Annotated in this window: 10 protein-coding genes; 6 read left to right on the top strand and 4 right to left on the bottom strand. The window is 73.8% G+C overall.

Features of this window, described 5'->3' with window-relative positions:
- Positions 1–478: 478 nt before the first annotated feature.
- Positions 479–2,014, bottom strand: a complete 1,536-nt coding sequence (locus SZN_RS17940; protein ID WP_043731436.1) for a DUF4331 domain-containing protein — start codon at positions 2,012–2,014, stop codon at positions 479–481.
- Positions 2,015–2,223: 209 nt separating this feature from the next.
- On the opposite strand from SZN_RS17940, the gene SZN_RS17935 reads away from it, so the two are divergent.
- The 3 genes from SZN_RS17935 to SZN_RS17925 all read left to right on the top strand — a co-directional run bounded on the left by SZN_RS17935 (position 2,224) and on the right by SZN_RS17925 (position 3,978).
- Positions 2,224–2,766 carry a sigma-70 family RNA polymerase sigma factor gene (locus tag SZN_RS17935; protein WP_007496986.1) on the top strand — a complete coding sequence of 181 codons (543 nt, stop codon included), beginning with the start codon at positions 2,224–2,226 and terminating at the stop codon, positions 2,764–2,766.
- Positions 2,763–3,581, top strand: a complete 819-nt coding sequence (locus tag SZN_RS17930) for an anti-sigma factor (RefSeq protein ID WP_007496985.1) — start codon at positions 2,763–2,765, stop codon at positions 3,579–3,581. Before SZN_RS17935 ends, SZN_RS17930 begins: the two co-directional genes overlap by 4 nt.
- Positions 3,582–3,708: 127 nt before the next feature.
- Complete coding sequence (locus SZN_RS17925) at positions 3,709–3,978, top strand: hypothetical protein (protein ID WP_043731433.1); 270 nt, start codon at positions 3,709–3,711, stop codon at positions 3,976–3,978.
- 513 nt (positions 3,979–4,491) lie between these two features.
- Here SZN_RS17925 and SZN_RS17920 read toward each other — a convergent pair.
- The 3 genes from SZN_RS17920 to hmgA are packed head-to-tail and all read right to left on the bottom strand — an operon-like array spanning position 4,492 to position 7,790.
- Positions 4,492–5,634 (bottom strand): type ISP restriction/modification enzyme, encoded by a 1,143-nt coding sequence (locus tag SZN_RS17920; protein WP_043731430.1) that lies wholly within the window; start codon positions 5,632–5,634, stop codon positions 4,492–4,494.
- 26 nt (positions 5,635–5,660) lie between these two features.
- Positions 5,661–6,410 carry a GntR family transcriptional regulator gene (locus SZN_RS17915; RefSeq protein WP_007496982.1) on the bottom strand — a complete coding sequence of 250 codons (750 nt, stop codon included), beginning with the start codon at positions 6,408–6,410 and terminating at the stop codon, positions 5,661–5,663.
- 27 nt (positions 6,411–6,437) lie between these two features.
- A complete protein-coding gene (hmgA, locus tag SZN_RS17910; protein ID WP_007496979.1) occupies positions 6,438–7,790 on the bottom strand; it encodes a homogentisate 1,2-dioxygenase in 1,353 nt (450 codons plus the stop codon).
- Between the two features lie 147 nt (positions 7,791–7,937).
- Here hmgA and SZN_RS17905 point away from each other — a divergent pair, with 147 nt between their 5' ends.
- The 3 genes from SZN_RS17905 (at position 7,938) to SZN_RS17895 (ending at position 11,531) form a co-directional block, all read left to right on the top strand.
- Entirely contained in the window at positions 7,938–8,543 is a 606-nt protein-coding gene (locus tag SZN_RS17905) for a hypothetical protein (protein WP_007496978.1), read from the top strand.
- Positions 8,540–9,154: a TetR/AcrR family transcriptional regulator gene (locus tag SZN_RS17900; RefSeq protein ID WP_007496976.1), complete on the top strand. Its 615-nt coding sequence runs from the start codon at positions 8,540–8,542 to the stop codon at positions 9,152–9,154. Before SZN_RS17905 ends, SZN_RS17900 begins: the two co-directional genes overlap by 4 nt.
- Positions 9,155–9,278: 124 nt before the next feature.
- Entirely contained in the window at positions 9,279–11,531 is a 2,253-nt protein-coding gene (locus tag SZN_RS17895; protein WP_043731442.1) for a molybdopterin oxidoreductase family protein, read from the top strand.
- Positions 11,532–11,580: the final 49 nt, after the last annotated feature.

Here is an 11,580-nt window from a genome sequence, read left to right as displayed (position 1 = left end):
TCCCGCGCCGATCGGCCCGGCGGGACGGGAACGCCCGCCCCGCCCCGCCGTCGCGCCAGCGCGCTCAACCGGCGTACGGCGGCCCGCCGTACGCCGGGGGCCGCGGCCTGACCGTGGTGCTCCGCCGGGCCGCTAGTGTCCGCGGGCTCGGGTGCCTCGTCGTTCGTACGCGGGGCCATGCCCCCTCCTCGGTCCGTGTCTCTGTGGTGCTTGGGCGTGTTTCGAAAGTCCCGCCTGCCCGGAGACGCCTGGCAGGCATGCTCGCCGCGTTGTCGGGATCACCCCGATACATCCGGTATCGGGGCGACCCTCCGCCTTGCGATCGCACGCACCAGACGCCGCCCGCCCCGCCCTGCGGGCGGACGACGCTCCTTTCGAAACACGCCCTGGGACGGCGCGGCCCGCGCCGTGGGGGACGGACGCCGCGGGCCGGGCCGGTGGACCGGCCGGGCGGCGCCCCGGGGGCGGTCGGGGGCGGTCAGTACGCCCGGTCCCGCATCCGGCGCCACCACAGCAGGGCGCCGCCGACCAGCAGGATGCCGAGGGCGCCGGCGCCGGCCGATCCCGCGATCAGGGCCATGTTCCGCGTGCCGTCCGGGGCGCCGGCGGGCCGGAGCGCGTCACCGAGCTGGCTGCGGACGTCGGACGCGCCGTTCGTGCCCTTGGCGAGCGGGCCGCGCGAGCCCTCGGTGGGCAGGGCGACATAGGGGAAGGACTTCTCGAACTTCTTGTCGTTCTTGTCGACCGCGTCGCCCAAGTCGTTCTTGGAGCCCACCAGTTCCCCCTCGACGACCTGGAGCGAGGCGTCGATCACGTCGTCGGTGAGGCGGCGGCCGTTCGGGAAGCCGGCGTTGTCGCCGTCGAGCACCCCGAGCCGCTTCGGCTTCGCGGTCGGCTTGATCGACGTGTTCAGGCGCAGCATCTCCGACGGCCTGACGCGCGGCGGCTGGTTGAGGCCCTTCACGCCCTTGAGGAAGACGTCGACCAGGTCGTTGCGCGGCTCCGCGGGCGCCGGGATCTTGTAGATCCCCTCGATGAGCCTGGGCAGTTCGGGGTTGGTGACGTTCTTCAGGAACCGTGCGTCGTTCCAGGGCGCGGACGCGTTGAACCGGTCCTTGTCCTTCAGCGGGTTGACGACCTCGTTCACCAGCGGGTTGCCCAGGCGCGAGACCTGCTCGTAGGAGCCCCTGGCGTTCTGGCGCTGGGTCGTCGACCAGATGCCGACGACGGGCTGGTCCGCCGACTCGGCGATCATGGACGTCGGGACCTGCAGCGCGATGGAGTTCACGTTGTAGCCCTTGAGGGTGTCGTTGCCGACCTCGGAGAGGTTCCCGCCGTACAGCAGGTCGAAGACGCGCAGATCCAGGAAGAACGGGTCGTCGGCCTGACCGGCGAACGTCTTGGCGCCGCCGTACAGTTCGCGCACGGCCTGCTTGCGCAGCTTCGCGTAGTCGGGCATCGACGCCTTGCCGGCGTTCGACGGGGCGACCGGCACATCGTTGGCGATCTTCGTCTTCGAGACGAGCCTCTGGTTCCTCAGCTTGATCAGCTCGACGTCGTACGTCTGCGTGACGTTGAGATCCGGGTCGTCCAGACTCTCCACCGGGCCCGTGTGGGAGAGGAACGTCTTCTTGTTCCTGACGCGGGTGTCGAAGGTGAAGCGGTACAGCAGTTCGCCCTGCGCGTCACCGTTGTTGTCGATGTGGATGTCGTACTGGGCGTCCTCGGCGAACGTGAAGAAGTTGGGCCCGCCCGCGGGTTCCTCGAACGGAATCCAGTTCGCCACAATGGTCGTCGTGTCCGGCTTGTCCGGGCTGACGAACGCGTACACATCGGTGTTGTCGTACTGCGGCGTCCCCGAGATCAGCGGGGCCTCGCGGTGGCTGGAGGCGGCGGCCGCCCCCGGCTCCAGTGCGGTGACGCCGGCGGCTGCGAGCCCGCCCGCGGCCAGCGCGCCACATATGAGGGTCACGAGGCCCTTGCGCCCCGCACCGCTCCTGGAAGTAGGTGTCATGCCGTCCGTCCTCCGTGCCGACTTGCCTGACGCACCGGGATTCGGAGCGCGCACCGGGCCGGATTGGTCGGTCCCGGAAACAGATTTCACGGCCCGGGGACCCGCGTTTTCGCCCCGCTGATCCGTAACCCCTTCCGGAGGTGCGTGCGTTGCGAATACCTCGTGGGACAGGACGGCCGGGATGCGGTCTTGCGGGAGGGGGAGGCGAGTTGGAGGCGGACGAGCTGCTGGTGCTCGTGGCGGGCGGTGACCAGAAGGCGTTCGAGGAGCTGTACGGACTGGTCTCCGGACCGGTGTACGGGCTCGTGCGGCGGGTCGTGCGCGACCCCGCCCAGTCCGAGGAGGTGGCGCAGGAGGTGCTGCTCGAACTGTGGCGGTCCGCCGCGAAGTTCGACCCCCGGCGGGGCAGCGCCCTGTCGTGGGTGCTCACCGTCGCCCACCGGCGCGCCGTGGACCGGGTGCGCAGCGTCCGCGCGGCCGGCGAGCGGGAGCAGCGCGAGGCCCTGCGCGCCAGCCCGCCGGCCTTCGACCACGTCTCCGAGGAGGTCGAGGCCGGCCTCGAACGCGAGTGGGTGCGCCGCTGCCTGAAGCGCCTGACCGCCCTCCAGCGCCAGTCGGTCACCCTCGCCTACTACGACGGCTACACCTACCGCGAAGTGGCCGAGCGGCTCTCCCTGCCGCTGGGCACGGTCAAGACCCGGATGCGCGACGGACTCACCCAGCTGCGCAAGTGCCTGGGAGGAGTCGCGTGAGCTTCGCCGACCGCCTGCTGCGCCGCGAGGACCTGCACTCCCTCGCCGCCCCCTACGCCCTCGACGCGCTGGAGCCCGGCGAGCGGCTGCGCTTCGAGAAACACCTGCGGACCTGCGACGTCTGCCCGGCCGAGGTGCGCGCGCTCACCGAGGACGCCGTCCGGCTCGCCTGGTCGACGGCCGCCCCCGCACCGCCCGCGCTGCGCGACCGGGTCCTGGCCGCCGTCCGTACGACCGCCCAGGAGCCCGCCGGGCGGGAGCCCGCACGCGCGCGTGCCCCGCAACTGCCGCCACACGTCTGGGGGAACCAGCCGCCGCCGCGCAACCGTGCGCCCAGGGCGCGCCCCTTGTTCGTGCCGTTCGCCACGGCCACGGCCGCCGCGGCGCTCGTCGTCGCCTCCCTGTTCGCCGTCCAGGCCGGCCGGACCCAGCAGGAGCTGGACGCGCAGCGGGCCCGCGCGAGCGAGATCGCCGCCGTCCTCGCGGCCCCGGACGCCCGCGCGGCCGCCGGCCGGGACGCGGGGGGCCGGCGGATCGGAGTGGTGGCCTCCGCGACGGCGGGACGAGCGGTCGTCACCCTGAGCGGCTACGGCGGACTGCCGAACGGACGGGTGCATCAGCTCTGGGGCATGCGCCCCGGCGCGCAACCACGCTCCCTGGGCGTTTTCGAGGGCGGCACCCCCCTGGTCGCGACCGGCCTGGACAAGTCCGTGACGTCACTGGCCGTGACCGTCGAGCCCGACGGGGGCTCACCGCAGCCCACCAGCCAGCCGGTTGTCCAACTCGCCCTGAATTCGGTCGGATTCGGAGAGTAGTGGCGGAGGAGTCGTCAACACCCTTACGGGGAAGGTGAATCCTGTGACCTCGATACACGAGTGCCTCATCGGGACGATAGGGTTAACCTGCCCGGGGCCGGGTGGACTCGTACGGGTGGGGAGTGACATGGAACAGATAACAGTGCGCAACAGGGCCAGGGTCCCTGCGATCACCTGCGGGAGCGGTGCGAGCAGCTCGCGTCTCGACCGCCATCTCTCGGTGCTGGCGGGTCCCGCCGTGCCCCAGCGGGAGGCGGCCGAGGCGACGTCGCTGATGCTCGAACTGACGGCACGCGACAGGACGCACGAGCGCAGCGACCGCGGCGCGCGCGTCCGCCGGGTCTCGCTCTTCGCCCCGCTCCGCCGGCTCCGGCGTTCGCTCTTCGGCGGGCGCTGAGCCGTACCGGCGTTCCTCGCGCGACTCACGAGGCCCGCGCCCGGTGGCGGAATCCGTCCCGGCACCGCGCTGCCGCCGCCGTCATCCCCACGGCAAGCAGCGGTGCCCCGGAGCGCTACCCGAGCGCGGGCACGCCCCCCGGTCCACCCTCCCGTCTCGCTCACCGGCCCGCGTCCCCCGCGCAACGCCCCCGCCGCGCACGGACGCCGACGAGACGGCCCCATGAACCCCGGATCTCCCCACCCGGGGTGTCAGTCCCCGCCCCGCCGAAGTGCGGGCGGGGTGATCGCCCGCCCCGCGCCACTCGGCGCCCCCTGGCCGGGCAGGTCTGCCGCAGGCCCGCGGCGTCCGGTGCGGTGTCTCGCAAGGCGGAGCGTCACCCGCGTACCCGGACGTACTCGGTGAGGCGACAGCGCCGCCCGGGGCCCCTCCTGCCCGCAGAGCTCCGGGGACGTGCCGGGCGTCGCGAGCCGGTGAACCTTCCCGGTCGCAGCACTGGCGCCCCAGATCGGTTCAGATCAACGCGAACTGGCCCTCCGGCCCCTCCTCGTGGTGGTCCAGGACCGAGGCCGGGCGGCGTGTCGGCTCCGGGGGCGGCAGGACGCCCGCCCTGCGCAGGTCCGTCGCGGTGACGGCCGGCGCCGACTCCGCGTCCAGCGGCCGGAGTTCCGCCAGCAGGGCCAGGACCGCGATCAGTTCCAGGAGCTCCGACGTCCACGCCTGCGGCCAGGCCCGCGGGCGGATCGCGGCCAGGGTGCCGGGCTCGGGCTCCGTGACACGGGCGGTGAACCACTGCTCCAGGACCCTCACGCCCGCCACCTCGTACTCCCACACCTGCGGCGGGACCGGTGAGATGCGGCCCCCGTCCAGCAGCAGGGCCTCCCCGTCGCGGTCGTAGTCCAGCGTGAGCGGGCGGGCGGGGAGCGGCGCGCGGACGTACGGGCGGCGGCCGCCGGGCAGCTTCGGGCGGTCGCCGTCGCGGCGCATCAGCCACAGGGCGCGACGGCCCGACTCCACGCCGCGCGCCCAGAGTTCCGGGTCCGCGGTGAGCGGGACGGTGAGGTCGGGGCGTACCGCGGCGAGCGTCCAGGCCAGGAGGTCCAGCGGCTCGACCGGCCCGCCGAGCCGGTCCCGCAGGTGCTCCACGAGGCCGGGCGCCAGGTTGGGTTCCTCACCGCACGGGCGGCGGTACAGCGGGCGGACGCGGCCCGGCCGGACCAGCGGGAGCGCGGAGGTCGCCAGCAGGCCGGACTCCGGCGTCTCCAGCACGAAGACCTGCTGCTCGTCTGCGACCCGCCACAGCTCCGGGCGGGCCGCGTCGATCAGCCGGTGGTCGGGGATCAGCCACTGCTCGTCGAAGGGGGCGTGCAGGACGCGCACCGGCTCCGGGCAGGGACCCGAGGCGCGGACCAGCTTCTCCGTCCCGGCGCGACCGCCGGGCAGCCGCCCGACCGCGGAGTGCAGGGTGCGGGAGCGGGTCGGCTCCAGCAGGGCCTCCCGGTCAGGGCCCTCCGCCTTGACGAAAGCGTCCCAGCGGGCCTTCAGGGACGCCGCGTCGGGGCCCGCCGGCCACCCCCGGCCGAGCCTGGGCGGTGCGACGGACCACGGCATGAGGTCCGCCAGCGGCGGAGCGTCGTCGTGCGTCACGCTCGGCATCGTACGGGGTGCCCGCGCCGCGGGGGTCAGGTCGCCTCCAGGGTCACCGTGAAGGAGAAGCGGTCGCCCCGGTAGTGGATGACCGCCGCGTCCAGCACCCGCCCGGCCGCGTCGTACGTCACACCCGTGTAGTGCAGGATCGGGCTCAGCAGCGGGACCCGGAGCAGCCTCGCCGTCTCCGGGTCCGCGAGCCGGGCCTCCACGGTGTCCGTGATGCGGCTGATGTCCGCCCCGACGACGTCCCGCAGCACCTTGGTCATCGGCCAGCGCACGAGGTCGTCCAGGTCGATGCGGGCGGCGAGTTCGGGGCGGACGTAGTTGCGGGCGTGATTGGTCGGCTCGCCGCTCTTCTCGTCACTGCGCAGGCGGTGGTACACGGCCACCTCGTCGAGGTCCGGGAAGTGCTCGGCGACCTCGGCGGGCACCGGCCGTCTGCCGTGGTCCAGCAGTTCGGTCGCCATGCCGGACTGCTGGGCCACGATCGCGTCCACCGAGCCGAGCAGCCGCACGGGGGCGCCCCGGCGGGCGTCCGGCTCGATGAACGTGCCGCGCCTGCGACGGCGCGTGATCAGACCCTCGTCCTCCAGCTCCTTCAGCGCCTGCCGCATGGTCAGCACGCTCACGCCGTAGTGCTCCGCCAACTGCTCCTCGGTGGGCAGCCGCAGCGGGTCCTGCGGTCGGCGGCCCAGTATCGAGGCGCGCAGCGACTGCGAGACCTGGTACCAGAGCGGCAGCTTGCGGTTCAGGACGATGGAGTCCGGGGCGAAGGAGGTCACCGGCTATCCGTACCTTTCGCGGCGCGGTCAGTGCAATGGGCGGAAGTGGCGCTCCAGTCCCTGCCAGACGTCGTCGTAGCGCTGTTGCAGATGGCCGGCGCCCGCCGCCTGCGCGGTCAGCGTCACCGGCCAGCGGGTCTCGAACATGAACGCCAGGCCGTCGTCGACCTTCTGCGGCCTCAGCTCGGCCGCGCTCGCGCGGTCGAACGTCTCCCGGTCCGGGCCGTGCGCCGACATCATGTTGTGCAGCGAGCCGCCACCCGGCACGAACCCCTCGGCCTTGGCGTCGTAGGCGCCCTCGACCAGCCCCATGTACTCGCTCATCACGTTGCGGTGGAAGTACGGCGGCCGGAAGGTGTCCTCGCCGACCAGCCAGCGCGGGGCGAACACCACGAAGTCGACGCCGGCGAGGCCCGGGGTGTCCGACGGGGACGTCAGCACCGTGAAGATCGACGGGTCGGGATGGTCGTAGGAGATGGTGCCGAGCACATTGAACCGGCGCAGGTCGTAGAGGTAGGGCACATGGGTGCCGTGCCAGGCGACCACGTCGAGCGGGGAGTGCGCGTAGGTCGCCGTCCAGAGGTTGCCGCAGAACTTGTTGACCACCTCCACCGGCCCCTCCACGTCCTCGTACGCGGCGACCGGCGCCAGGAAGTCCCGTGCGTTGGCGAGTCCGTTGGCGCCGATCGGGCCCAGGTCGGGGAGGTGGAAGGGCGCCCCATAGTTCTCGCACACATAGCCCCGGGCCGAGTCCTCCAGCAGCTCCACACGGAAGCGCACCCCACGGGGGATCAGCGCCACATGTCCCGGCTCCACATGGAGGAGCCCGAACTCGGTGCGCAGCAGCAGCCCGCCGCGCTCGGGCACGATCAGCAGCTCGCCGTCGGCGTCGCTGAGGACGCGGTCCATCGAGGCGTTGGCGTGGTAGAGGTGCACGGCCATGCCGGTGCGCCGGGCGGCGTCGCCGTTGCCGCCGAGGGTCCACAGCCCGGCGAGGAAGTCGGTGCCGGGGGCGGGCTCGGGCAGCGGGTTCCAGCGCAGCCGGTTCGGGTCGGGCACCGACTCGGCGAAGGGGGCCGTACGGATCGCGCCGTTGTCCGCGCGGGTGAACGCCGGATGCGCGGCCGAGGGCCTGATGCGGTACAGCCAGGAGCGGCGGTTGTGCGCCCTGGGCTCGGTGAACGCCGAACCGCTCAACTGCTCCGCGTACAGGCCCAGCGGCGCGCGCTGGGGTGCGTTGCGGCCGTGCGGCAGGGCGCCCGGTACCGCCTCCGAGCTGTGTTCGTTGCCGAAGCCGGAGAGGTAGGTCAGCCCTTCCGCGGCCTTCCGCGCCTCCGCGAGACCGGACACGCCCGCGCGGGAGGTGGCCCCATCGCTCATGATCGCTCCTTGAGATCTGATTCCTATGCTTTACCGTAGGATTGCGATTTCCGTTGCGCAAGAGAGCGGCCGGACTCCTCACGGAGGACTACGCGAACCCGACTCAAGGGGGATCCGGGTGTCGGACCGCTGTTCTAGTCTCCGAACATGTCGTGGACACGGAACCTTCTGGGCGCGTCCGCGGTCTGCGTCCTGGTGCTGGCCGGATCCGTGGGCTGCGGCACCGACGACGCGCGCGGCCGGGCCGAGGAGGCGCCGGCCGCGCCGGCCGGCAAGGTCCTCGACGACACCGACGACCAGGGCAGGCGCTACCGCGAGGTGGCCGCGCGCGACGCGCCCGAGGTCGGCATCGAGGTCCAGCCGGACCCCCGTGGCGGCGGCGGCACCTGGGACGTACGCCTGACCGTGCGCCGCTTCCGGTTCTCGCCCGCGGACGCCGAGCCGCGCGCCGTCGCGGGACGGGGCACCGCCCGCCTCTTCGTGGACGGCCGCCCGGTCACCGAACTGCGCGCCCCCGCCTACCGCCTCCCGGCCTCCCTCGTCCCGCGCGGCACGCACCAGGTCACCGTCCGGCTCTACGCCGACGACGGCACCGTGTGGGCGGTGGACGCCGACCCCGTGCAGAGCACGGCCGACGTCACGGCGTCGCAGGCGGGCGAGGGCGCCCCGCCGCGGGGCTCCGGAGGCGCGTCCGGGACCTGCGCCCCGCCCGGGGGCCGCTGTGCGCCGGGGCGGGCCGGAGAGGCATCATGAGCGGCGTGCCCCATCCCGCATCGCTTCGCCGCGCCCCGGTCCAGCGGCGCAGCGCCGAACGGCTCACCAGGATCCTCGACGCCTGCGCCGCCCTGCTCGACGAGGTCGGCTACGACGACCTGAGCACCAGGGCCGTCGCCGAGCGCGCCGGTGTGCCCATCGGCTCGGTCTACCGCTTCTTCGGCAACAAGCGGCAGATGGCCGACGCCCTGGCCCAGCGCAACCTCGACCGGTACGCGACCCGGGTGACCGAGCGGCTGCCGCAGGCGGGCGACGGCGGCTGGCGCGCGGCGATGGACGCCGTGCTCGACGAGTACATCGCCATGAAGCGCACCGCGCCCGGCTTCTCGCTGGTCGACTTCGGCAACCAGATCCCCGTCGGCACCCGCGGCGGGCCCAACCACCGCGTCGCCGACCGCCTCACCGACCTGCTCTCCGGTTATCTCGGCCGCGAGCCCGACGAGGAGCTGCGCCGCGTCTTCCTCGTCGCCGTGGAGACCGCCGACACCCTCGTCCACCTCGCCTTCCGGATGGTCCCCGAGGGGGACGAGCGGATCATCGGGGAGGCGCGGGAGATGCTGCGGGCGTATCTGGCCCGGGTGCTGGACTGAGCCCCCGGGCGGCCGGCGCCGCCCGCGCGGTCCCGTCCCCCGCGGGGGCTCCCCACCATGCGTACCGGTCGGTATGCTCGGTGCCGTGAACCGCGCCACCGCGGCCGCCACCCCGGGAGGACCCGTGTCCCGCACCGCCCTGCGCATCTGCCCCCTGTGCGAAGCCACCTGCGGCCTCACCCTCACCATCGAGGGGACCGAGGTCACCGGAGCCCGGGGCGACCGGGACGACGTGTTCAGCAAGGGGTTCATCTGCCCGAAGGGCGCGTCCTTCGGGGCCGTCGACGGCGACCCCGACCGGCTGCGCGCCCCGCTCGTGCGCCGCGACGGCGAGCTGCGGGAGGCCACCTGGGAGGAGGCGTTCGACGCCGTCGCCGCCGGCATCCGGCCCGTCGTCGAGCGGTACGGACCGCACGCGGTCGGCGTCGTGCTCGGCAACCCCAACGTGCACACCGTGGCCGGCGCGCTGTATCCGCCGGTCCTGATCGCCGGCCTGCGCACCCGCAGCCTGTTCACCGCCTCCACGGTCGACCAGATGCCCAAGCACGTCTCCAGCGGACTGCTCTTCGGCGACGCCCACGCGATCCCCGTCCCCGACCTCGACCGCACCGACCACCTGCTGCTGATCGGCGCCAACCCCCTGGAGTCCAACGGGAGCCTGTGCACCGCGCCCGACTTCCCCGGCAGGCTGAAGGCGCTCAGGGCCCGCGGCGGCACCCTCACCGTCGTCGACCCCCGCCGCACCCGCACCGCCCGGCTCGCCGACCGGCACGTCGCGATCCGGCCGGGCGCCGACGCGCTGCTGCTGGCGGCGATGGCGTCCGTGCTCTTCGCGGAGGACCTGGTCGCCCTCGGTGAGCTCGCGCCGCACGTCCAGGGGGTCGCGGAACTCCGCGCGGAGATGGCCGACTTCACCCCCGAGGCCGTCGCCGGCGCCTGCGACGTGGACCCGGCCACGATCCGCGCCCTGGCCCGCGAACTGGCCGCCGCCCCCACCGCCGCCGTCTACGCGCGCATCGGCAGCTGCACCGTCGCCCACGGCACCCTCGCCAGCTGGCTCGTCGACGTCCTCAACGTCCTCACCGGCAACCTCGACCGCCCCGGCGGCGCCCTCTTCCCGCAGGCCGCCACCGACAGGACGCCCCGCCCCGCCGGCCCCGGCCGCGGCTTCGCCCTCGGGCGCTGGCACTCCCGGGTGAGCCGGCACCCCGAGGCCAAGGGCGAGCTGCCGCTGTCCGCGCTCGCCGAGGAGATCGACACCGCCACCGACACGGGCGAACCGATCCGCGCCCTCGTGGCCGTCGCCTCCAACCCGGTCCTGTCGGCCCCCGACGGCGACCGCCTCGACAAGGCCCTCGGCTCCCTGGACTTCATGGTCAGCGTCGATCCGTACCTCAACGAGACCTCCCGCCACGCCCATGTCGTGCTGCCGCCGCCCCCGCCGTCGCAGAGCCCGCACCACGACTTCGCGTTCAACGCCCTCGCCGTGCGCAACCAGGTCCGCTACACCCGCCCCCCGGTCCCGCTGGAGCCCGGCCGCATGGCCGAGACCGAGATCCTGGCGAGGCTGGTCCTGGCCGCGACCGGCATGCACGGCGCCGACCCCGCCGCCGTGGACGCGACGGTCCTCGACCAGACCCTCGGCAAGGCGGTGAAGGAGCCGCACTCCCCGGTGCACGGCCGCGACCCGAAGGACCTCGCCGCGCGCCTCACCGGAGTGAACGGCCCCGAGCGCCGCCTCGACATGATGCTGCGCCTCGGCCCCTACGGCGACGGCTTCGGCGTACGCCCCGACGGGCTGAGCCTCGACAGGCTGCTCGCCCGTCCGCACGGCATCGACCTCGGACCGCTGAAGCCCCGCCTGCCGCAGCCGCTGAAGACCGCCAGCGGCAAGGTGGAGCTGCTGCCCGGCCCCCTCGCCGGCGATCTGCCCCGGCTGCGCGCGGCACTGCGGGAGCGCCCCGCCGGGCTCGTCCTCGTCGGCCGCCGCCATCTGCGCTCCAACAACAGCTGGATGCACAACGTGCCCGCCCTGACCGGCGGTTCCAACCGCTGCACCCTGCAGATCCACCCCGAGGACGCCGCACGGCTCGGTGTACGGCACGGCGCGGCCGTCCGCCTCAAGGGCGCCGGGGGAGAGGTCAGCGCCCCCGCCGAGGTCACCGACGGCGTCCGCCCCGGGGTGGTGAGCCTGCCCCACGGCTGGGGCCACGACCGCCCCGGCACCCGCCTCGGCCACGCCGCCACCGACCCCGGCGTCAACGTCAACCAGCTCCTCGACGGCAGCCTGCTCGACCCGCTCTCGGGCAACGCGGTGCTCAACGGAGTGCCCGTCGAGGTCGTCCCGCTGGCGCCCCCGATCACGCCGCTGACCTGAGCAAAGCTCTGACCTGGAGTTTTGCGCTTATTGCTCTCATGTCAACGTC

It is taken from the genome of Streptomyces zinciresistens K42 (genome assembly GCF_000225525.1).
Lineage (GTDB): Bacteria > Actinomycetota > Actinomycetes > Streptomycetales > Streptomycetaceae > Streptomyces > Streptomyces zinciresistens.
Note: the sequence above shows the minus strand (reverse complement) of the source record. Positions and strands in the feature narration are given on the sequence as shown.